21 protein-coding genes and 1 pseudogene are annotated in these 22,819 nt (G+C 33.8%); 9 read left to right on the top strand and 13 right to left on the bottom strand.

What is annotated here, in order from left to right:
• The first annotated feature begins 41 nt into the window (after positions 1-41).
• Positions 42-938, top strand: coding sequence for a heme o synthase (gene cyoE / locus R6U77_RS02950; protein WP_319837373.1), 897 nt, complete (start codon positions 42-44; stop codon positions 936-938).
• 34 nt (positions 939-972) lie between these two features.
• On the opposite strand, the gene R6U77_RS02945 is transcribed toward cyoE, so the two are convergent.
• The 7 genes from R6U77_RS02945 to R6U77_RS02915 form a co-directional block, all read right to left on the bottom strand.
• Positions 973-2,355, bottom strand: a complete 1,383-nt coding sequence (locus R6U77_RS02945) for a dipeptidase (RefSeq protein ID WP_319837372.1) — start codon at positions 2,353-2,355, stop codon at positions 973-975.
• Positions 2,356-3,097: 742 nt separating this feature from the next.
• The gene (locus tag R6U77_RS02940) at positions 3,098-3,526 is read right to left on the bottom strand and encodes a GNAT family N-acetyltransferase (RefSeq protein WP_319837371.1); all 429 of its coding nucleotides are present in this window, start codon (positions 3,524-3,526) and stop codon (positions 3,098-3,100) included.
• A gap of 25 nt (positions 3,527-3,551) precedes the next feature.
• A complete protein-coding gene (locus R6U77_RS02935; protein WP_319837370.1) occupies positions 3,552-5,168 on the bottom strand; it encodes an ABC transporter ATP-binding protein in 1,617 nt (538 codons plus the stop codon).
• Positions 5,158-6,327, bottom strand: a complete 1,170-nt coding sequence (locus R6U77_RS02930) for a type III PLP-dependent enzyme domain-containing protein (protein WP_319837369.1) — start codon at positions 6,325-6,327, stop codon at positions 5,158-5,160. Before R6U77_RS02930 ends, R6U77_RS02935 begins: the two co-directional genes overlap by 11 nt.
• Positions 6,328-6,401: 74 nt before the next feature.
• Positions 6,402-7,772: a hypothetical protein gene (locus R6U77_RS02925; RefSeq protein WP_319837368.1), complete on the bottom strand. Its 1,371-nt coding sequence runs from the start codon at positions 7,770-7,772 to the stop codon at positions 6,402-6,404.
• 5 nt (positions 7,773-7,777) lie between these two features.
• The gene (locus R6U77_RS02920) at positions 7,778-8,866 is read right to left on the bottom strand and encodes an arginase family protein (RefSeq protein WP_319837367.1); all 1,089 of its coding nucleotides are present in this window, start codon (positions 8,864-8,866) and stop codon (positions 7,778-7,780) included.
• Positions 8,835-10,001, bottom strand: a complete 1,167-nt coding sequence (locus R6U77_RS02915) for a hypothetical protein (protein ID WP_319837366.1) — start codon at positions 9,999-10,001, stop codon at positions 8,835-8,837. The genes R6U77_RS02920 and R6U77_RS02915 overlap by 32 nt, the downstream gene beginning before the upstream one ends.
• Before the next feature lie 385 nt (positions 10,002-10,386).
• Between R6U77_RS02915 and R6U77_RS02910 the strand changes: the two genes are divergently transcribed.
• Positions 10,387-11,679, top strand: coding sequence for a helix-turn-helix domain-containing protein (locus R6U77_RS02910; RefSeq protein ID WP_319837365.1), 1,293 nt, complete (start codon positions 10,387-10,389; stop codon positions 11,677-11,679).
• A gap of 284 nt (positions 11,680-11,963) precedes the next feature.
• Here R6U77_RS02910 and R6U77_RS19905 read toward each other — a convergent pair.
• A pseudogene (locus R6U77_RS19905) lies at positions 11,964-12,083 on the bottom strand (IS30 family transposase); the annotation flags it as partial.
• Positions 12,084-12,261: 178 nt separating this feature from the next.
• Here R6U77_RS19905 and R6U77_RS02905 point away from each other — a divergent pair.
• The gene (locus R6U77_RS02905) at positions 12,262-12,693 is read left to right on the top strand and encodes a hypothetical protein (RefSeq protein WP_319837364.1); all 432 of its coding nucleotides are present in this window, start codon (positions 12,262-12,264) and stop codon (positions 12,691-12,693) included.
• 40 nt (positions 12,694-12,733) lie between these two features.
• Here the strand turns inward: R6U77_RS02905 and R6U77_RS02900 are convergent, their stop codons facing one another.
• Positions 12,734-13,615: a LysR family transcriptional regulator gene (locus R6U77_RS02900; protein ID WP_319837363.1), complete on the bottom strand. Its 882-nt coding sequence runs from the start codon at positions 13,613-13,615 to the stop codon at positions 12,734-12,736.
• Positions 13,616-13,752: 137 nt separating this feature from the next.
• Here R6U77_RS02900 and R6U77_RS02895 point away from each other — a divergent pair, with 137 nt between their 5' ends.
• The 4 genes from R6U77_RS02895 to R6U77_RS02880 all read left to right on the top strand — a co-directional run bounded on the left by R6U77_RS02895 (position 13,753) and on the right by R6U77_RS02880 (position 18,434).
• Entirely contained in the window at positions 13,753-14,625 is an 873-nt protein-coding gene (locus tag R6U77_RS02895; RefSeq protein WP_319837362.1) for an ABC transporter ATP-binding protein, read from the top strand.
• A gap of 89 nt (positions 14,626-14,714) precedes the next feature.
• Positions 14,715-15,728 carry an ABC transporter substrate-binding protein gene (locus R6U77_RS02890; protein WP_406601072.1) on the top strand — a complete coding sequence of 338 codons (1,014 nt, stop codon included), beginning with the start codon at positions 14,715-14,717 and terminating at the stop codon, positions 15,726-15,728.
• A gap of 50 nt (positions 15,729-15,778) precedes the next feature.
• On the top strand, positions 15,779-17,440 hold the full coding sequence (locus tag R6U77_RS02885; protein WP_319837360.1) for an ABC transporter permease: 1,662 nt from the start codon (positions 15,779-15,781) through the stop codon (positions 17,438-17,440).
• Complete coding sequence (locus tag R6U77_RS02880; RefSeq protein WP_319837359.1) at positions 17,433-18,434, top strand: MBL fold metallo-hydrolase; 1,002 nt, start codon at positions 17,433-17,435, stop codon at positions 18,432-18,434. Before R6U77_RS02885 ends, R6U77_RS02880 begins: the two co-directional genes overlap by 8 nt.
• Here the strand turns inward: R6U77_RS02880 and R6U77_RS02875 are convergent.
• Both R6U77_RS02875 and R6U77_RS02870 read right to left on the bottom strand, forming a co-directional pair.
• Positions 18,420-19,250, bottom strand: coding sequence for a CPBP family intramembrane glutamic endopeptidase (locus tag R6U77_RS02875; protein ID WP_319837358.1), 831 nt, complete (start codon positions 19,248-19,250; stop codon positions 18,420-18,422). The genes R6U77_RS02880 and R6U77_RS02875 overlap by 15 nt on opposite strands.
• Before the next feature lie 14 nt (positions 19,251-19,264).
• Positions 19,265-19,840, bottom strand: a complete 576-nt coding sequence (locus R6U77_RS02870; protein ID WP_319837357.1) for a TetR/AcrR family transcriptional regulator — start codon at positions 19,838-19,840, stop codon at positions 19,265-19,267.
• 269 nt (positions 19,841-20,109) lie between these two features.
• Between R6U77_RS02870 and R6U77_RS02865 the strand changes: the two genes are divergently transcribed.
• Both R6U77_RS02865 and R6U77_RS02860 read left to right on the top strand, forming a co-directional pair.
• Positions 20,110-20,658 carry an RNA polymerase sigma factor gene (locus tag R6U77_RS02865; protein WP_293926619.1) on the top strand — a complete coding sequence of 183 codons (549 nt, stop codon included), beginning with the start codon at positions 20,110-20,112 and terminating at the stop codon, positions 20,656-20,658.
• A gap of 34 nt (positions 20,659-20,692) precedes the next feature.
• Positions 20,693-21,673 carry a glycerophosphodiester phosphodiesterase family protein gene (locus tag R6U77_RS02860; RefSeq protein WP_319837356.1) on the top strand — a complete coding sequence of 327 codons (981 nt, stop codon included), beginning with the start codon at positions 20,693-20,695 and terminating at the stop codon, positions 21,671-21,673.
• 34 nt (positions 21,674-21,707) lie between these two features.
• Here R6U77_RS02860 and R6U77_RS02855 read toward each other — a convergent pair whose 3' ends face one another.
• Positions 21,708-22,136, bottom strand: a complete 429-nt coding sequence (locus tag R6U77_RS02855; protein WP_293926621.1) for a MarR family winged helix-turn-helix transcriptional regulator — start codon at positions 22,134-22,136, stop codon at positions 21,708-21,710.
• 41 nt (positions 22,137-22,177) lie between these two features.
• Positions 22,178-22,579, bottom strand: coding sequence for a transcriptional regulator Spx (gene spx / locus R6U77_RS02850; protein WP_293926624.1), 402 nt, complete (start codon positions 22,577-22,579; stop codon positions 22,178-22,180).
• Positions 22,580-22,819: the final 240 nt, after the last annotated feature.

Below are 22,819 nucleotides of genomic sequence, written 5' to 3'. Positions count from 1 at the left end.
TGTATACTTAATAATAGTGACTATAATGAGGGGTAACGATTATGCAGAAGCAATCTACTATAAATTTATGGGCACAGGCTGTGAAGACTGGCATCATTAAATCAAATTTGATTCCGATGGTTGCTGGGCTTATGCTTGCGCTTTATACGTATGAACTAAGTTTTATTGAAAACATCCCAAATATTATTTTGGCAACAGTAGGCTCAGCCCTTGTGATTGCAGCGGCTGGTATCTTTAATAATTTGTATGATCGCGATATCGATAAGGTGATGCCTCGTACAAAGACACGTCCTACTGTAACTGGGGAACTGAATACACGAACAGTGTTAATAGCTGGGGTTGTCTTCTTAATTCTCGGTTTAATTGCACTGGCATTTACGACACCACTTGCAATGTTTTTAGGCTTTTTAGGTGTATTTTTTTATGTTGTGCCATATACGATGTGGACGAAGCGCCGAACGATTTGGAACACAGAGGTTGGTAGTATTTCTGGAGCAGTGCCACCATTAATTGGCTGGGCAGCAGTTGCACCAAATATTTGGCATCCGGCATGCTGGGCATTGTTTATTATTATGGTGATTTGGCAAATGCCGCATTTTTACGCGATTGCTATTCGCAAGCATGATGATTATGCTGCTGCGAATATTCCAATGCTTCCTGTAGCGAAAGGGCAGCGCCGAACATATATTCAAACAAATGTGTATTTAGTGCTACTAATGCTAACAAGCTTTTTATTTTTACCATTAAGCTTAGGATTAACACTTGTATCATTAGTGCTTGGCGGTATTTGGCTATGGTTAAGCTTTGTCGGCTATCATAAAATGGAAGGGAAAACATGGGCGAATAAAATGTTTGCTTTTTCTCTTATTCACATGATGGTTTTGTTTGCAACAGTTATTATTTACGCATCTGTCGGATTAATTATGCAAGCTCTATAAGAAAAGGTCTGCCCATCTGGACAGACCTTTTTTGTTATAGCTTTAACTCTGCAACTTCATGTAAGTAATCGCCTAATACACGTAAGCCTTGGTCGAAGTTTTCCAAATGGAAATGCTCATTTGGTGCATGGAAATTTTCTTCAGATAAGCCGAAGCCCATTAACACAACAGGTAAGTTTAAAATTTCATCGAATGCTGCTACGATTGGAATCGAGCCACCACCACGTGTGTAAGCAGTTGGTACTTTGTATACTTTTTCATAAGAGCGACCAGCTGCTTGAATTAATGGGTGATCGAATGGTGTTAAGTATGGTTTTCCTTTATCGAATTCAGAAACGATAACTTCCACACCAGTCGGTTTGTGTTTTTCAATATGTGCCTTTAATAATGCTACAATTTCCTCAGGGTCTTGGTTTGGTACTAAACGGCATGTAATTTTCGCACCAGCCTCAGCAGGTAATACCGTTTTAATGCCTTCACCAGAGAAGCCACCGAAGACGCCATTAATTTCTAATGTCGGGCGTGCCCATGTTTGCTCTAAATAAGAGTAGCCAGCTTCACCGAATAATGCAGGTACTTTTAGCTCGTCCTTCAATGCTTCCTCATCAAAGCCCAAATCACGATATGCTTGGCGCTCTTCATCAGATAATGGCAACACTTTATCGTAGAAGCCATCGACTTGAATTGTCCCGTGCTCATCGCGGAAGGAAGCCAAAATTTCAGTTAATGCGTGAATCGCATTTTGGACACCACCGCCATAAAGACCAGAGTGTAAATCGCCTTTCGCTCCGCGCACATCAATTTGCACGCCAGTTAAGCCACGTAGACCGTAGCATACAGCAGGCTTGCCTTTTGCATAAAGACCTGTATCAGAAATAACAATTAGATCCGCTGCTAATTTTTCTTTATTATCTTCTGTATATTTTGGAAGAGATGGGCTACCAATTTCCTCTTCACCTTCATAAATAAACTTCACGTTTACTGGCAGTGTACCCTCTGTCGCAAACAATGCTTCAATCATTTTTAAGTGCATAAACACTTGTCCTTTATCATCAGAAGAACCACGCGCAAACAATTTATTATCACGAATCGTCGGTTCAAAAGGTGGCGTTTCCCATAAATTTAGCGGATCTACAGGCTGTACATCATAGTGCCCGTAGAATAAAATCGTTGGCTTGCCTTCAGCATGTAACCATTCTCCATAAACAACAGGATGCCCAGCTGTTTCCTCGACCGCTACATTTTCAATTTTTAAAGATTTTAAATGCTCTGCTAGCCAATTTGCCGCATCACGCATATCTCCTTTATGCTCAGACAATGCTGAAATACTAGGAATGCGCAAAAACTCGTTTAACTCCGACAAATGGCGTGCACGATGCTCTATAAAATAAGCATCCAATTTTTCTAAATGACTCATAAAAAGAAAGCCTCCTTTTATTTCGAATATGGAAATAGTATAGCATATCAAGCCCAAGAAGTATTGATATATCAACGGTGGGAGAGGGGTAAAAATTAATTAGCCCCACTTTTAGCCCCAGTTGCCAAGCTTGCGCTAAAGACAGTCACAGATTCCTGCTCTAATTCCTTCATTACATGACCGTATGTGTTCATGACCATTTTCAGCGTATTTCCAAGTTGTTCAGCTATTATTCTCACACTTTTCATTTATTAAAAGGTAAATTTAAAGATGTACTAATATAAAACATTTAATGATAAAGGAAGTGTAGCAAATCTTTATAGAACATGAGTGATAAAGATGATCTAAGTGACATAATCATTTTTAATGAATGTTACTAAAGAAGTTGTCTGGGATCCAGTTTTATTTTGTGGAGTAGGGCATCAAACGGTTTATTATTGTGAACAATGCGAAATGAATATTATAGATGAGGTATTAAATACATTATCTTACATCTGCCAAACTAGGGGAGAAATTTTAAAGTTTTAAATAATCCAAAAAATGGAGATGATTAATAAAAAGATTACTTATGTAATTCATAAAGCAGAGAATAGTTAAGGACATTATGAATAAGGAAAACTGTTAGAAAAACGTATGATATAAGGCTTTTCTAACAGCTTTTATGTGATTTTAATAAAAGATTTAAATTTTAGGGAAAATTAGATAGTGAATGATGATTACTTGCAAAAGATACATGATTTAATTATTGTTGATTGAACTTCTCTTTTTTTAAAAAAAACTCATAAAGATTTGCATTTGGATAAAATAAAGACCCGAATTGTTCATATCCATTTTTTTTATAGAATTCAGGACCTTGGAAATCGAACGTTTCAAGATGGATAACTTCACACCCAAATTCGTGCAAGTCATTTTCAATTGCTTTTAAAAGTTCCGTTCCAATACCTTTATGACGATAATTCTCATCAACCCATAATGTATCAATATATCCGATTTTATAGTAAGATGAGTAACCGAATATTCCTCCTATTATTTTTCCGTCATCCTCAACAATATGTTTAAAAGAAACAGATTCTTCAGATTGATGTAACGGTTTTTTTTGCATATTGAATTTGTCTAATTCATCGAAAACAAACCTAATTTCTTCATTTGAAGCTTTTCTACAGTTGTACATATTTATCTCTCCTTTTTAAAGTTAATTATATACTATCCATATTTTCGAGTGTTTTATATGCTCGGAATTTTTTGTGGGACTCTAAAAGAAAATTGTAATTGCCAATACCTGTAATTTTTCCATCATCTAAGAACACTATTATATCAGCTATTTTTGTAATTTCAATATTGTGAGTAACCAAAATAATAGACTTATTCTTAGTCTTCTCCTCTTTTATTTTATAAATTAATTTATCTATAGAGGATTTGTCTAAATTGTTAGTTGGTTCATCTAAGATAATTAGGTCATACTCATTTGAGAAAGCCCTATCCAAGTTAACTCGCTGTTTTTCACCACCAGATAGTTCTTCAATTTTTTTATTTACCTCATTCATAAATATGGTACCATCTGTAAGGTAATTATCACTAACTTTCTCACTAAATAAATTACTGTGCTGAGGCGCGTAAGAGATTTTTAAATCTAAAGGTTTCTTTATTTGTCCAGAGTATTTTGTATATATACCTCCTATTAATTTAGAAAGTGTGGTTTTTCCACTGCCAGATGGTCCAACAATAGCAATTATTTCCCCTTTGTTTATTTCTAAATTTATATTTTCTAAACAAGCTATATCTTCATAATGAAAATTTAAATTTGTTAGTTCTACAATTTTATTTATATCAAACAAAGTGTGCTTGTTTTCTTCAAGTTCTTCAATTTCTAGTATATCTCTAATCGGTGCTGCAATAGACTCCGTTCTTTTCCACGATAATCTGAATTGCATAATTGCCTTAGCTGAAGGAATTGCTTGCATCAATATAATAATGAAAACAGATAAAGATGCTATTGTTAAATGATTTGTAGATATCAACAAAGCACCTATGCCGAAAGTGCTCAATAACAAAATTGATGTTAGTACTTGATTAATAGGCTCTAACCAAGAATATATCTTTGCTTCTTTTAAAGATAATTTCATAATTTTAGAGAATAAATTAGTAACTTTATCTTGCATTGTAATTGAAATTTTATGTGTGTTTATAACATCCATATTTCTCAGTGCATTTATAAAATGCACTGATAATGTATTAGTTGTTACTATTAGCTCCATCGTTATTTTTTGCATCACTTTTGAGAATGGAATTGTAATTAAAAAATATATAATAAGAAAAATTATCAAAATAATTAATAAGTATTTGTTGATGATCCAAATAGATATGCTGTAGGAAATGATTACCAAACTGTTGGTTATTAGACTTGGAATATTTTCAGTTACAAATGAACCTAGTTCATCAATATTAGTAATTAAATAATTATTCAATATTTCTGGACTATAGGTTTCAGAAGATTCCCTTGATATTGAAAATAATTTATTCCAAAACATTATTCGAGTATCTAATATAGATTTTTCACAATAAACACTAAAAAAATAAATAGAGAACCCATTTAATATTCCTTGAATGATAAGTATTAGAATTAGCAATAAAATATTTTTACTTTCTACAATCCCCAAAACTAATTTTTGAATGATTTCATTTAGTAACAGTGGATATATTATCGAAAGTAGTGCAAAAACAATAGCAATTACAAATACTGAAATTTTATATATAGTTGAAATTTTACTTTGTTTTATTACAAATAAAATATTGCTATTTTTATTAAGATTCATAAATTACTCCTTCGAAAATATAGAGTTCATTTGTAATATGGAACATATGTAAATTTCTATTTATACTATTAATATATGCACCAGCAGGAGCAAGGAAAATTTTTTCTCCGATTTTGGGGATTTTAGATACATATACTTTTTCAGAGACTATATCTTCCTCATAGCATGTTGTACCATAAATTGTGATTTCAGTATTTTCATTTATTGCAGATATTGATGGTAATAATCTAGGTTTCACCCAAGAGAAAAAATTAAATGCTGATATGTCTACTATAATATCTTTACTATTAATTGAATCAATACAACTTACGGCTAATGTTCCACTACTCATTAATGTTAACATACCCGGTTCTATTATAAATTTTATTGCAGAATTAACTTTCAAAATATTATTTTTAAAACTATGAAATGTATCCCTTATTTCATTATCAGTATATTTTCCAAATAATGATGTGAACCCTCCACCTAAATTTATCCTTTTTAAATAAGGTATATCTAAAGTGATTTTTTCTAAAAACTTTTGAATTTGAGAAATGACTGAAAAATTGTTATATTCACCGATGTGTATATGTATACATTCTATTTTGATATTATTTTTCTTTAATAATAGTATTACATCATCAAATTCTTTTGATTTGTATAAAATTCCAAATCTACTGTTATTCAAGTAAGTTTCTGAGTTATTACTTGTATACGGGACTTTTAAACGAAGACTTATACTAGGATTATTTATTTTTTTATTTGTTGCAAAATAACTTATTAAAATATTAGCTTGATGAAGGCTATATAAATCTATTGAATCACACTCTCTAAGATTTGCTTTTTTGAGTATATCAATAGTCAAAAATGGCGTTGAAAGATGTAATGATTTATATTTAGCGCTAGTAGCTAAATCAATTTCGCCCAATGACGCTACATCTGCACCATCAGTATGTTTTGCTAAAAAATCATGAATTTTTTGACTATAATTAGCCTTTATTGGAATATAGAAGAAATCTGGTTCGATAATTGAGATTATTTGATTTAAATTACCTAATAAATGAGATAAATTATAGATAATATATGGAGTAGGGATGCTATCTAATATTTCATCTTCTAATTGTATAAAACTAGATTTCCTTAAATATTCTAAATCCATTTTTTTATTTCTATTATCCAATTTCATTACCTCCGGTTAGTTTAGCTCATAATTTCAAGTAGGGAATTTTAAAATTACTTATATATTTTCTTAATTTAATCAAATTGTTTTGTATCGAACTTAGATTGTATTCCCGTATTATTAGAAAATTCCTCAATAGAACTTATTTGTGATAACCAACTAAAATAGTTACAAAATAAATCAAAAGAAGGTCCTTTACGATACCCTGGGCAAAATTTCAGATATGCTTCGTCAATTCGGTTATCAGGAATAATCATTTCATATCTATGGTGTCTAAAACCAAAACTTGAACCTAAAAATAAACAAGGGAGATATTCTTTTTGTATAAGTCTAAGATGATCAATAATAGGTGCATAATTATTAATTTTTTTATCGCCTATTTCAATTATAGTAAAGGGTTTACCAGTTATCTTGTTTGATATTTTAGTGATAAAGTTAGTGTTTATAGAAGATTTTCCATAGTTTCTTAAAATTTTATTGTTTGAAAAAATTGTGTTTATATATTTTTCTGTCAATCCTTGTGAATTTAATATGGGATGTTCAAGCATACTTAGTGAAAAAAAATCTGGAGTTGTACCCAATACGGTTCTAATTTTTGATATATATTCCGAGATACTTTTAATATCATTGTGGGCTGTAGCGTAAATCTCTGCACTTCCCAAATTACAGAATTCAAATCCCAATTGATATAGCTTTAATCGAGATTTTATTTCAATCACATATTTGTTTTGCAGTTTTCCATCATTAATGAATGTCACTATTTCATTAGCAAATCGGCTATCCTGCGATAAGGTAGAATCAATAATTACAAACTGAATATCTTTAGAAAGTAATTGATTCTTAATTTGTTCAATATCTTGATTTTCTAATTTCCATGAATATTTTGTAGGCTCTAAAAAAAGAATATTATATACATGATTTTCCTCTATTTTTTGAGAAATATTCACCCCTATTTTTTGAAGTAAATTGGATATTGTTAGAGTTTCAAAATATTTTCCTAAAATCACACAATTACATTTATTATTAAATATTGAGGTGATTGAAGTTAATATAGTACTAATTGTAGCCATCCCAGAACTAAATAGAAGCACTTCTGAAGATTCCAATATGTCAGCCCAAGCCATTTTTGCAAGATTATCATTTGAATAACTTCTTTCATAGTTAAATAATATTTTTGCTTCGAATGCCTCTTTGTCAATAATTGGAGACTTGTAATATTTACTTATCTTACTTTGAACTTGTTCAATGATTGCCATTCTAATTTTATTACCATATAGTTCTATTTCTTTCTCAACTAAAAACGGATCTTTTCTATCAATTGTTATTGTATGTTTGTTTAATGAGATATTTGAAATTTCTTTTAAATAGTCTAGTTCCTTAATTTGTTCTAAAAATAAATTAGAATAATCCTGCTTTAATATACTATTAACTAAATGGTAATTCATTGTTATCACCTTAATAAATTTAATATTTGTTGAATAATTGAATTAATTGTAATGTTTTCTGAATTTTTTTCAAAAGAGCCTATAAATTCAACTATATCTGCACCGATTAAATTGTATTCTTTTAAATGACTAATTAATGATGCAACATCTTTTAAAGTTGCACCAAATGCAACTGGAGTACCAACACTACTGATAATCGTAGGATCAATCCAATCCACATCAAAAGTTAGATAATAAATCGCATCTTTCTTTGGGGCTTCTGTTAAAAATTGTTCCAAAGAGACAAACCTTCTTTTTTTTGATTCTTGAGGGGTATAACCCATTTGTCTATTACCAATATGAATTATTTCTTCAACCCGTTCATCAAATAACAAATAATTAATGAAGTTTGAATGATCTAGATTTTCTATATCATTCTCAAAATAACCTACGCCATCAAAGTGAGCATCAATATGTAAAATAGTAATTTTATTATACGAATCCAATAATCCTGATATAGAGTAAAATGAAATAGAGTGATCACCACCAATGATTAATGGTTTTTTTTTATACTTTGATAGCAGTGAACAAATTGTTTGCAATTGCTGGATTTTTTCACCATTTTGTTTCATGACGGTATCTGATGTAATATCACCACAATCAGCAATCATGTTATTTCCAAATTGTTTTGAAATATTTGACTGACTTGTTTCACGTAAAATATAAGGAGTAAATTGTTGATTTTTCTTGTATGAAGCACCTAAATCATAACAAACTCCCAATATTGATACTGTGATGTTATCACGATTAATTACTTCTCCTATTGAAAGAAAAGGAAAACCAAAAAATGATCTATTATTCAACTTTTCTCTATATTTTTGATATAAGTCTAGTAAAGAGACAAAGTATCCTTTCTTTAGCATTGATAACATTTCCGGTGAATTGTTTATTTGATATTCAGATATTCCTGTTTCAAAAATTGAAAAATCAAAATTGTCAGCTACCGTATATTCATCTGAAATACCCCGAGAAAAATCAATAAATGTTATTTGATTATGATCATGTGTAACACTTACATTGTCACTAAGGTAAAAAGCTGGGCTTGTCAATTTCATAATATTCTCCTTTATAAAAACCCCAGAAGTGAATTTTATGTAATAAATTAAAATTCTTCATATTGCCTACGTAGCCCCCATATGCCGGGAAAATAAGTAAATCATTAATTCTAACTTTAGAAATTTTTTTATTAGGCATTTTATCTTGCTCAAATAGAGTAGCGCCGCAAAGAGTGTATTCGTTGATAGTATCTCCATAATTAGAAATATTCAAAGGATTGGATATAATCCAAGGATTTAAATTCCAAAATGAACAATCACACTGAACAAATGGTGTTTCTCCAGTATGTGATTTTAGAGCTACGACTTTAGATAAAAGATATCCATTTCCTGTGACAAAGGCAGAACCTGGTTCAACTAAAAATTCCATTTTCCTTCCGTTTTTTTTAGACCAATTTCGGTATATATAGTTATATTCTTCAATGGTTTTATTTAATTTTTCATAATGTGCATATAGATACAAAAAGCCACCACCAAAGTTAATCATCTTTAGATTATGGAAATTTTCTGACTTTTCCAATAGATACTTTAGTTTATAGATGAGTAAATCTGGAGTAGTTTGTCCTGTGTGGACATGAAAGCGAACAATTTCTAGATTATATTTTTGTGTAACTGCTGTTAGCATATCTAATGTATCTTCATTTAATTCCAAACCAAACCTACTATCCAACCCAATCGAAGCGTTATTTTCAAGTATTGCTGGTATTGGAACGGCAACTCTTAACCCAATTTTTTTAGATTCAAAGTTCTGTTCCCCAAACTGAATAATTTGTTCAATGCTATCTAAATCTAATACGACATCGTTAGCACAAAAATACTTCATATCATCTATTGAGTAATAAGGGCTGGTACTGGTGAAATTTTCAAACCCGCATTGTTTAGCTAATTTATGTTCTCCAACAGATGCTACATCACATCCTTGTATAATATTTGAAATCGTTTTTAAAACAGACTCATTATAAGTAGCTTTTACCGCAAAATTTATTTTGGTATTTATAAAATTTTTTATGTCACTTTTCATTTGATGTGTAGTTTTTTCAACAGAATCTAAATCAAAAACAATAGCAGGTGTTGGGGTAGTTTTAAACAATTCATATAATTTTTCACTAGGATGATTAAACAATATTTGGCTCAAGTTTTTTTCTCCTTTAATTTAAAAATATAGCGAGCATAACAAACTCGCTATATTAAGTAGTCACGTATATGATTTTTATAAACGATCTTTATCGATTCTACTTCCGCCTAAGACACTTAAATCTAATGCGATTTGAGGCACAGGACTTTTAGTTGATGATGGTTTTGTGTTATTTGCTTTTTTTGTCATATCAAGCTCTCCTTTCTGAATAAGAATGTCTTGCATAGTAAATGTAACATGTAATTGTGCTATATTAAATATACCCTTGTTGTGTAATTTTTATCTTAAAAAACATATTTATGTATGTTTTTAGGCAGAATTACACAATAAAAAATGCTATAATATGTTAGAGTTTATTACTAAAATAAGGAGATAAGTATATGTAATGGAAGTAGGGCATATTATCAAAGCGGAAAGAATGAAACAAGGCATGAAGCAGCTTGTTTTATCTAAAGGAATTTGTACAACTTCTTATTTATCACGAATCGAGCAAGGCAAAATCATTCCAAGTGAAGAAATAGCAACTTTATTATTATCAAAGCTAGGGATTAACTTGCGAGAAATAGAAAGAGGTGATTCTAAAAACGAAGAATTTGAAAAATACGTATATGATGTATATAGAAAGGCAATTAGTATAGGGGTCAAAGAAATCATAGAGCAGAAGTTAATGGAGTTAGAAAAAGAAACCCCCTTTTTAGGAAATATCCAAATCCATTATACATATTTATTGATTATGTTGCGATTCCGTATTGTTGTGGGAAGAAATTTTGAGGAAATAAAAAAGGATTTAGTCATATTAGAAGATGCAAGTAGTCATTTTAATACACAGCAACTGTACCTTCATGAGTTGAACAAGGCACTATACTATTATTATGTTAAAGAGATTAAAAAATCGATATTATGTTTAGAGTATTTGCAATCTATTATTTCTAAAGTGGATATGGACAATTGGGAAATAGCTGAATTAGATTTTATAATTGGGACAATTTATGCAGTAGATAATCGTTTAATAGAAGCAAAATTGTATATTGATAAAGCTTTAAGTTATTTTAAAGAGCAATTATTGATGAAACGTGTGTTGGATGGTTACATATCAATGGGTATCATCTATCAAAAAAACAGACAATATTCGGAGGCATTAGATACCTTTGTAAAAGCAAAGCAAATATGCAACGAATTTAACTTACAAGGGTATTTAGGAATTGTATACCATAATATGGGGTCTGTGAAAATTGTTATGGGACAACAAAAGGAAGGAATTTGTTATTTTCATAAAAGTATAGAAACTAAAACAGACAAGAAGAGTCACTTTATTTCGATCTTTTGTCTAATTATTGAATACTCTAGAAGTAATCAAGTAACACTTGTTTTGAAATGGTGCAATAAAGGAATAGTGCTATATGAGGAAATGCAAGATGAAAGTTTATATGCTTATCGTCAACATTTTGAGTTTTATAAAGCACTATATGAAAATAATGAAACATCACAAAAGAAAGCATTAAAAATGATTCATTATTTCTCAAAAATTCAAGATTACCGACACGCCTATAAATATTCTATTGCATTAGCAGAGTATTATTTACAAAATAAAAAATATAAGTTAGCAACTTTTTATTTTCAAGAAGCAACAAAGTATAGTTATTTAAATAAAAATATCCATAGTTGGGAGCAATTATAGTGAGAAAACTTATTTTTGTATTATTATTTTCATTTATACTGATAGGGACAAACATTAATTATGAGGTGGGGGCAACAGAAAATGAGCCCACTTTAAAAACCGTTAACTATTATAAGGTTATTTAATAAAGAAACACTGCCAATGTTAGAGTTAATCGAACAATTGGTGGTGTTTTTTATTATTCATATGAGATTTTTCTACAAAATCTGGGATGATAACTAATGTACCAGTATGTTTTTCGTTCAATGTCTTATATTATATTTAAATGATTTTTTTCTTGAACACTTCACAATCAATGCATCAATATTGAAACGTCCTCTTGTTTCTCTAGGATTCTGACGTTTTGTGTAGATCAAAATGGGTATTTCCAATAAACTAGCGTAAATCCTTTTAAAATTCAGCTTTTTTATGGATGGAGAATCCTGTTATACTGATAGTTTCTAACACGTTTCTTGCAAAAATAGTTTTGAGATGGTTTTATAGGTTTAGATGTGTATAATTTGAATTGATTTAAGTGTAAGTGAATCCATTATATTCAATATGGTTATGTGGAATGCTTCTCTATTATAAGGAGATGTTACGATGAATTCTATTTTAAAAAGAAAATTTCTAACAAGTTTTATTGTTATATTTAATATTGGGTTTTTAATAAATGTAATGGATACAAATGTCACACAGGGAACGCATGATAATATACTATTTTCATTGATTAGTAGCCTCATATTAATTTTAACGTTTTCTTTAGTATGTGTTGCTCCATTCATAATCGGCATAGGTATTCCTGCATCAATCATCATTGATAGAGCGAGCAAAAATAAAAAGCTGCTATCGCTTATTTTGCATATGGCAACAGGCTGTATCGTAGCCGTTATTATTCTTCAGCTATTGGATGCTGATCTACTAACTTATGAGTATTTAACGAATGAGTTTTATTTCATTAAATTAATGTTTATATGCTTATATCCAGGTGTGAATTTCTGGTTTGTAGACTTAATGATTGCTAGAGTAGTATAGAAAGCCCTCTTCACTTTGTAATGAGAGCTTTCTTTTTTTATTAAATCTGCAACTCCCCAATTGCCTTTTTGACAAAAACATCAATTGGGCTGTCTAGTCGAGAGCTAGAATAGATAAATTGGATTTTGCGTGTTAAGGAGCGGTCAGCTAAATCCTTTTTGACTAAGGAGCCAGCGCGTAGTTCCTCCTCAATTAAAGCTGCTGACAGGAAGGCGACAGTTGTGCCGAATGTTAGCATTTTTTTGATGGTGCTGATTGAGTCTAATTCCATTTTGTTCATGGCGGATTGCGAGCCTAGCCATTGCTCAATAAAATAGTTTGTTGAGCTGGAGGAGGTGTGCAGCAAAATTTTATATTGTAAAATATCCGCCTTTGTCATGTTGTGCTTTGAGGCGAGCTCGTGCTTTGGACTGAATGCTAAAACAAAGGTGTCTTCACCGATTGTTTCGTAAACGAGTAATGGATTTTCCTGCTTTGTTTCCATAATAAAGCCGAAATCAAGCTCATGCTGTGCGACAAGCTCCTCAATTTCAGGTGCTGTTTTCACGATAAATGAAATTTGTATAGCTGGATAGGTTGTTGAAATTTTGTGGATAAGCTCTGGCATAAAAATATGCGCAGGTAAGCCACTCGCACCGAGTCGGATGGAGCCGACATCGCCTGCCAATAAATCCTCGATAAAATTTGTCATCTCTTTATGTAGCTGTACAATTTGCTTTGCGTAATGATAGAGCCCTTCACCAGCAGCGGTTAGGCGATAGCCACCAGCATTTGTCCGAAATAGCTGGATGCCATACTCCTCTTCAATGGAACGAATATGAAAGGAAACAGTTGGCTTTGTAATATTAAGCTGCTGTGCGACAGGAGCAAGCTTTCTGTGCTCCACTAATAAGCAAAATGCCTGCAATTTTATATTATTCATTTTATCCCCCTAAAGTAAATTAGATAAAATCTTACATTTGTTTTATTTTATTAGAATTTTTTTAACGTTTTATTAATAGTACGTTAATATTTTCTAAATATCTGCACCCTATAGTAGTAATAGACAGGGAGGATATAATGAAAATTTCATTAACGAATATTGAAAAGAAGTATGGAGACACACAAGTGTTGTGGCCGATTAATTTAGAGCTAAATAGCAAATTTACGACGATTTTAGGTCAATCGGGCTGTGGCAAAACGACATTGTTGAAAATGTTGGCAGGCTTGGAGCAGCCAACGCAAGGTGAGATTCGCTTTGATGATACAGTGATTTATTCAACGGAGCAAAAAATTAATATACAGCCTAGTAAACGAAATATTGCCATGGTGTTTCAGGATTTTGCCTTATGGCCACATATGACCATCTTTCAAAATATCGCCTTTGGTTTAAAAGGTATTATTGCTAAAGCTGAAATACCGCAGCGTGTGCAGCATGTGATGCAGCTTGTTAGCATGGAAGGCTTTGAGCAAAGAAAGCCTGGAGAATTATCAGGCGGGCAGCAGCAGCGTGTTGCTTTAGCACGAGCACTTGCGATAAATCCTAAGTTGATTTTATTTGATGAACCTTTGTCGGCACTAGATGCTGTACTACGAGAGAAAATGCAGTATGAAATTATGAATATTATTCAAAGCTTTGATTGCCAAGCGATTTTTGTGACACATGACCAAGCAGAGGCGATGACGATGTCTGATCAAATTATTGTGATGGAGGCAGGGCATATTGCACAGGTTGGTACACCACAGGAAATTTATAAAACACCTGCAACGCCTTACGTTGCTGATTTTATTGGTAAAGTCAATTGGCTAAAGCAGGATAGGTGTATTGTGCGTCCAGAAGGAATTTCAAGACAACCGCGTGAAGGCACAATTGCTATGCCAGCAAAGGTCATGAAAAGTATTTTTCTTGGGGATCGCTACTTTATACAGGCACAAGTAGGAGAAAGAGAGTGAGGCTTTTATGATACAGAGCCTGTTACACAAGGGCAAACGCTCGACATATTTATCGATCAACAGCAAATTTATCAATTGGAGGAATGAACATGAAAAAGAGCAAAGTTTTAACGACAGCGGCACTTGTATTAACACTAGCATTGGCAGGGTGTAGTAGTAAAGAAAAAGAGGAAAAGTCAGCAGAAGCGGCAGAGCCATCAACAACCGTGACGGTTTATTCAGCGGGTCCAGATGGCTTAGCAGCAAATATTCAAGAAGCATTTGAACAGCAAACAGGCATCAAAGTTGAAATGTTCCAAGGAACAACAGGGAAAATTTTATCGCGCTTAGAAGCAGAGAAAAATAATCCAGTAGCAGATGTCGTTGTATTAGCTTCTGTCGCTTCAATGGATGGCTTAAAAGCAGCAGACCAGCTACAAAGCTATAAGGAAGCGAAAAATGCGGATAAAATCAATGCCGAATGGTCAGATGCAGAGGGCTATTACTATGGCTATAGCGCTTCGGCATTAGGCATCGTTTACAATACGAAAAATGCAGCAGAAGCACCAAAGGAATGGGCGGATTTAGCACAGCCACAATGGCAAAATAAAATCAATATTCCTGACCCAAGCTTATCTGGTTCAGCTGTTGACTTCCTATTTGGTTATACAGAGGCAGATGGGACAGCATGGAATACGATGGAACAATGGAAAAGCAACGGTTTACAAGTGAATGGGGCAAATAAAGAGGCTTTAGATGCTGTTATTACAGGAGAAAAAGATATTACGATTGCAGGCGTTGACTATATGGCATATAAAGCAAAAGCAAGCGGTGAGCCTGTAGATATCGTTTATCCAGCAAGCGGAACAGTAGTAAGCCCACGTGCTGTTGCTATTATGAAAGAATCGAAGCATGTGGATGCGGCACAGGCATATGTTGATTTTCTCTTATCTGATGAAGGACAGGCACTTGTAGCAGAAGCCTATTTACTACCAGGCAATGAAGCGATTGCTGTAAAAGATCGTGCGACACTTGATGAGATTCCTCAATTAGAAGTGAAATGGCAAGGGGCAGAGCAAAAGCAAGTAGATGTATTAACGAAGTTTATCGAATTATTCCGTTAAGGCTTCCTCGGCTTATGCCGAGAAGCCCTTTTTAGAAGGGACTGAAATATATGGTGATGGAAAGCAAACGTAGTTTTATTTTATTAATAGCAATCGTTAGCACGTTTGCCATTGCACCAATAATAGCTATTGTATTTTATACATTCGTGCAAGATGGACAATTGAATATGGAGCAGTTACAGCGATTATTTTCGCAAAATCGCTTATGGCAAACGTTATCGAATTCGTTATTGCTCGGCTTATTTGTCATTATTGGCACAACAATTATTGCTTTTCCGATGGCGCTTATTCGCACGAAAACAAGTTTAGCAAAATATAATTGGTTAGATATTGTGCTAACAATTCCTTTTATGACACCACCTTATATAGGCTCAATGGGCTGGATTTTATTTATGCAGCACAACGGATTTTTACAGCAATTACTACCAAGTACGGCATGGCTTTCTGAGCTGTTTTTCAAACTTTTTGGCATGGTATTAATTATGAGTTTGCATTTATTTCCGTTTCTCTATTTAATGCTAAAAAATACGCTGCTTCGAATTAATGGCTCGTTTTTAGATGCGGCTTTAATTTTCGGTAAAGGGGCTTGGCGCAATTGGTTCAAAATTGTTTTGCCATTAACAGTATCGAGTTATGTGTTAGGAAGCCTGTTGATCTTTATTAAAACATTAGCTGAATTTGGAACACCCGCTACATTTGGTAGTCGAATTGGCTTTCAAGTATTTACAACAGAAATACATTCCTATCTTTCAAGATGGCCTGTTGATATTCGTATGGCAACATCTTTATCATTGTTTTTACTTTCAATTTGCTTAATAATTTGGTATTTCCAAAATTGGATTGGTCGCAAATATACATATGGTGTGCTTTCAGGCAAAACACCAGCTCTGCGTGAAATACGAGAGCCTTGGTTTATAAAGCTTGGGGCATGGCTTTTTGTGACGATTATTTTATTATTATCGATAGCTGTGCCTTACTTCTCTATTATCGTTACGTCCTTGCAAAAGGTGCGTGGAGATGGCTTGCAGGCGGGCAATTTTACATTGGCTGCATACGGAGAAATATTTACAGCTGGTAGCGCAGGCTTTACAGCATTTATGAATAGCTTTGTTTTCTCCATTTTAACGGCAATCATTACCGCAGTGCTTGGACTATGTATTGCTTTATATGTGAAAAAGGGGCAAACGAAAAAGCAGCAGCTATTAGATTTCTTTAGCTTAACGCCAAATATTATTCCTGGTATTGTCTTTGTTGTTGGCTTGATTATGTTTTGGAATTCACCGCTATTACCTTTTACGATTTATAATACGAAGGCGATGGTGGTTGTCACATATTGCGTATTATTTTTGCCGTATTCTGTGCAATATACAAAATCTGCATTTACACAATTGGATGCTTCCATTTTTCAATCGGCAGCCATTTTTGGGCGTAATAAATGGGCTGTCTATGTGCAAATTATTATTCCGCTCTTGATGCAGGGCATTGTTGCTGGCATGATGATGACCTTTATTATTTCGATGCGTGAGCTCGTAGCAGGTTTGTTAATTTTACCTCCTTCTGTTGAAACAGGGGCTACCTTTATTTATAGCCAGTTTGAGCAAGGTAATGTCAGTGTGGGAATGGCTGTCGCTGTTATGACAGTTATTATTACAGTGCTCTTTATGTTTTTGCTGGAGTGGATGCAAAGGGGAGGGAAGCAAACAAATGCTTAATGTTGAAATTTTAGGTGGCGTGGGCGAGTATGGGCGCAATTGCTTTTACATTGAAGTAGATGGTCAAGCGATTTTATTGGATTGCGGCATTATGAAAAATGCACAAAAAACGCCACCAAGCTTAACAGCAGCGCATATTGAAAAGCTAACAGCGATTTTTATTTCACATTCCCACATTGATCATGTTGGGGCGCTGCCAATTGCTGAGCAGCTAGGCTACACAGGACCGATTGTGATGAGTGAGCTAACACAGTGCCAGCTTAAGCAATGCTATCGCAATACATCTATATTTTCCGATGCTTCTTTAGGACAGTGGGTGTCAATTAGCGACCAGTTAGCGTTTAAATGGGGCTATAGCGGGCATGTAATCGGTAGTGTTTGGTATCAAATTCGCTTTAGAAGTAAAATGATTTTTTATTCTGGTGATTATGTTGCAGACACTTATGTATTGCAGACGACATTGCCACAGGATGATCTACTATATGATATTGCTTTCATTGACAGTGGGCATGTGGAGAAGCATGTGGATAATCAAGTAGTTTTGCAGCAAATTGTGCAATTTGTACAAGCTTATCCACAGCAGTCAATTATTTTCCCCTCCTCTTTTTCTGGGAAAACATTAGATATTGCTACATATCTTTATCAGCATACAGCAAGACCTATATATGTAGAACAATCATTACAAGCTTTGTTTCAGCAATATATAGAGTCTAAGAGCAATATACAAATTGAAAACGCTATACGGGAAGTATTTTGGTCGCCTATGGACAATATAGAGACAGGTCTTTATTTTGTAGCTGAGCAAGAGGCGAAGCATTATCCACAGGCGATTGCAATTTATACAGGGTATTTGCATAAAAAAGGTGCTTATCATCATTTCTTCTATAAAACACATCCAGATTATGAGGATATTGTGCAGCTCTCACAGCAAATACGTGCAAAGCAAGTGATTTATTTTCATAGTGCATTTCCAGTGCAGCTAGGGTGTGTCTAAACGGGCAGCCCTTCTTTTAGCTCGCAAAGCTAACCCAATCATTAAATACATTACGGTTGTTACAATTCCTGCTGTTGGTGAAACGAAAAACTCCTTACCTTGCGCAATCTGAATATAACCGTCTAGCATTAAAGGGTTAATAAGCGCATCCTCTGTTGCATGCATCAAAACAAGTGGCCAAATGCTTCTTGTCATTAAATAAATTTCTGTATACATAATCGTCCATACAATCATTGTTAAAATACCAATAATCGCAAAGGCTAAACGGTTAACTGGTAGCACGCTAGCAATATCGCTTGCTGGTAAAAATACGAGGAAGTAGGGGAGATGCCATGCACCCCAAACACCTCCGACTGTTAGATAAAGCCAAAAATCATTTGCTTTTAGCTGGAGAAGCTTGCTTGTTAAATAGCCACGCCAAACAGATTCCTCGAAAATATTTTTGATAAATTGGATAATAAATACGCTAGTAAAAGCAGTGATAACAGCTTGTATATTAAAATTAGAAAAATTAATCCAACCTGTTACATAACCAAATAGCAACAAAAGAAATGTTGTAGCAGGATAAATTGCCAATGCTATCAAATACCATTTCACATTGCCTTTAAAATTCAAGGCAAGCCCCATATCGCGCCAGCCATCTCCTGCAAAAGCGCGTAAAATAATCGTTGCAAGTAGTGGAATAACTAGCCAAAGCCCCATTCCAAGTGTATTACCTTCAGGCTGTTCAGGTATAAAATAATCGACTGCAACACCAAGCCAGCCACATAGCAATGCAACTACAATAAAAATCATAATATTTCTTTTTGTCTTCATTTCTTATTCCCTCCCTATTTTTTTAATATAGCAATAATCCACTCTGCCTTAGGACAAGGTGCATTAGGCTGTAAGGCGATGTGCTGCGCGATGCCTTGCAAGGAATTCCAAAAGGCAATCGCTAGTGCCTGCGGATTTCCTTCTCTTATTTCATTTAAGCGCTGACCTTCTTCAATGAGTGGGATGCTTTTTGCAATAAGTGTATTTGCCTCAGCAAGCATTTCTTTTATATCTGAGGGCAAAGTATCTAAATGCTGTGCATTTTCCATTAAGACGAACATTTTCGCTGCAAATGGGTTGGCATTAATTGTTTGAAAAATGTCCTCAGTCACATATTGAAAAATCATCAATGGCGATGCCTCCGCAAAATTTAGTTCCATCTTTAATTTTTCGCTGCCGATACGAATAAGAGTTTCATATAACTTTTCCTTCGATTCAAAATAATGAAAGAGTAGCCCCATACTCATATTGGCTGCTTTGGCAATATCGGCAATTTTCGTTTCCCCATAGCCTTTGCGAATAAATAAATCTAAGGCGGCTTGTAAAATAAGCTGTCGTCTTTGCTCTTTTTGCTGTTGTCTACTGTTCATATAAATACCCTCTTTATTGAATTTGTTTTCATTGAAATTATATTCAACAAAATAAACGTAAATTCCTTCTTTAAGAGTGTAAAAATTTTTCAAAAGGGGTATAAGGGTTTTGAAAAAGAGGTATAACTTGGCGAAGAGGGCATACATAATTTGTAGATGACATCGAAGCTTACACAATTGTAAGGAAATTGAAAGTAAATGCGATAGAGCGTAAGGAAGGAATTTGCGAAAATGAGGTTAATGAAGCAGACCGAACGGAGGCAGTAACAATGAATGAAATGTTAACGAAAGTTTATGATGAATATAATCGCTACATATACCACCTTTGCTTAAAGCTTACACGCAACACGCTAGAGGCGGAAGACTTAATGCAAGAGGTATGGGTAAAAGTTGTACGCTATGAAGCAACGATTGAACAAGTTGACCATGTAAAAGCTTGGCTAACAACAATTACAATGAACACATTCCGCGACCGCTATCGCAAAAATGTAAGACGTAGTAAGTACATGATGAACCAACCTGAACAATTAGACGTTCCGATTTTAGATTTGGTTCCCAATAATGATGTTTCAACAGAGGAACAAGTAGAGAAAGTAGAAATTACGAAAATTGTGCAAGAAAAAATGCATGAGCTTGATGCGATTTACCAAAAAACATTATGGTATTTCTATGTAGATCAATACTCATTAGCTGAAATTTCAACGTTAATGAAAGTATCGATTGGTACTGTGAAATCGCGTTTATTCCGTGCTAAAGCACGCTTAAAAGAAATGCTATTAGCTGATCATAAACTAGCAGATGTCGTCCTACCAGCATAAGAGGTAGGGCGATTTTTTTAGGAAAGGATTGAGAATGACGGTGAAGAGAAAGTTTTGGAAGAGGATAATCACTGTATTTGTGTTGCTCATTATATTTGTGTACTTGAATAATAGTTCCTATATAACAAAGGAGCGAGCTAATGATCCCATATTATTGGCGCATAGAGGTATGGCACAAACCTTTAGCATGGAAGGAATAGAAGGCAACACTTGTACAGCACAGCGTATTTATGAGCCAGAGCATCCATATTTAGAAAATACAATTCCATCGATGGAGGCAGCTTTTGAAGCAGGGGCTGATGTAGTGGAATTGGATATTAGACCAACTAAAGATGGACAATTTGCTGTATTCCATGACTGGACTTTAGATTGCAGAACAGATGTAAAAGGCGAACCAAAGCTATATACGATGGCTGAATTAAAGCAAATAGATATTGGCTATGGATATACAGCAGATGAAGGAAAAACATTTCCGTTCCGAGGAAAGGGGATAGGTCTTATGCCATCACTTGATGAAGTATTGAAGCATTTCCCAGACAAAGAATTTTTGATTCATATAAAAAGCAATGAAGCAGGTGAAGGAATACAGCTAGCTGACTATATAGCAGCATTACCTAAATCGCAGCAGCAACAGCTAACTGTTTATGGTGGAGATGCACCAATACAAGCATTGAAAACAAAGATGCCAGAAATTCCTGTCATGTCAAAAGCAACATTAAAAAGCTGCTTATTACCGTATATTGGGATTGGATGGACGGGGTATATTCCTAAAGCGTGTAAAAATACGCAGATTCATATTCCAGAAAATATAGCACCTTGGTTATGGGGATGGCCAAATAAAATGCTGAATCGTATGGATTCGGTTGATACGCGTGTAATGATGGTTGCAGGAAATGGAACGTGGTCAGAAGGGTTTGATACAGAGCAAGACTTAAAGCGCTTGCCAGGGCAATATACGGGAGGTATTTGGACGAATCGAATTGATGTGATTGCCCCAGTTATAAAAGGGCATTAAATAAGGCGAGGGAGGTTGTCTCCTTCGCCTTCTATTATTTAAAGTTTGCACATTTGATAAAAATTTGGCGCAAGCTTTCGATTTCTTCCTCTGTAAGCATGCCAAAAAGCTGATGAATCAATGTGTTCACTTGCTCGCGCGATTCGTTTAAAATAGCTCTACCCGACTCGGTAATCGTAATTTGTGATGCGCGTCGGTCATTTTCGTTTTGTGCTTTTTCGATAAAGCCTGATTTTAAAAGCTTTGTTGTTAATACAGTTACGCCACCTGTTGTCACTTTTAAATACTCCGCAATAGCGGAGGGGCGCTTTGGACCTTCATTTGCTAGAAAGTCTAAAATTAAAATATGTGATTTTGAGAAGCCAAGCTCATTTAAGCTATTCCATTCATTGGCAATTCTACGTTCTAAGGCAGCTACTGCTTCGAAAAGTGGTGTTAAATGCTCATGTTTATAATCACCCATGTTTGTCATCTCCAAACTTTCTTTCATGCAAAAAAGGCGACTTATTCAACCGCCAATTTTTGCAAAGCATTCAGCTCAAACGCACGTACTTTACGTGGAATAAAGCGTCGAATGTCCATTTCATTATAACCGACTTGGATGCGTTTTTCATCGAGTAAAATCGGACTACGCAACATGCGTGGGTATTTTTGAATTAATGCATATAGCTCTTGGATGGAAAGCTGTTCGATATCGACATCAAGATTTTTAAAGTCGTTTGAGTTTGTTGCAATAATTTCATCTGTTCCATCTTCTGTCATGCTTAAAATATTTTTAAACTCAGCTAATGTTAGCGGCTGAGATGTAATACGTTTCTCATTGTATGAAATGTTATTTTCGTTTAACCATTTTAATGCTTTTCGTGATGAGGAACAGCTTGATTGTGTATAAATTGTTACTGACATAATAAATTCCTCTCTTCCTTTACATTAGTAACTTACTTGTAAGGTAATTACTTATATTTATATCTTACAACTAAGTTAATTGTAATGCAATTGTTTTTTCAAATTTTTTTTATTGTTAAAGCGGTAATTAATACCCTAATTAATGTATACCCACTTTCTTAATAATATATACGCAAAAAATAGAAAAAAGTTTCATAGAAAATGAAAAAAATAAAAGATTGCAATAGAAAAAACTGTAGT

The organism is Lysinibacillus louembei (assembly GCF_033880585.1).
Taxonomy (GTDB): Bacteria; Bacillota; Bacilli; order Bacillales_A; family Planococcaceae; genus Metasolibacillus; species Metasolibacillus louembei.
The sequence above is the reverse complement of the archived record's forward strand: the minus strand, read 5'-3'. Positions and strand labels throughout refer to the sequence as shown.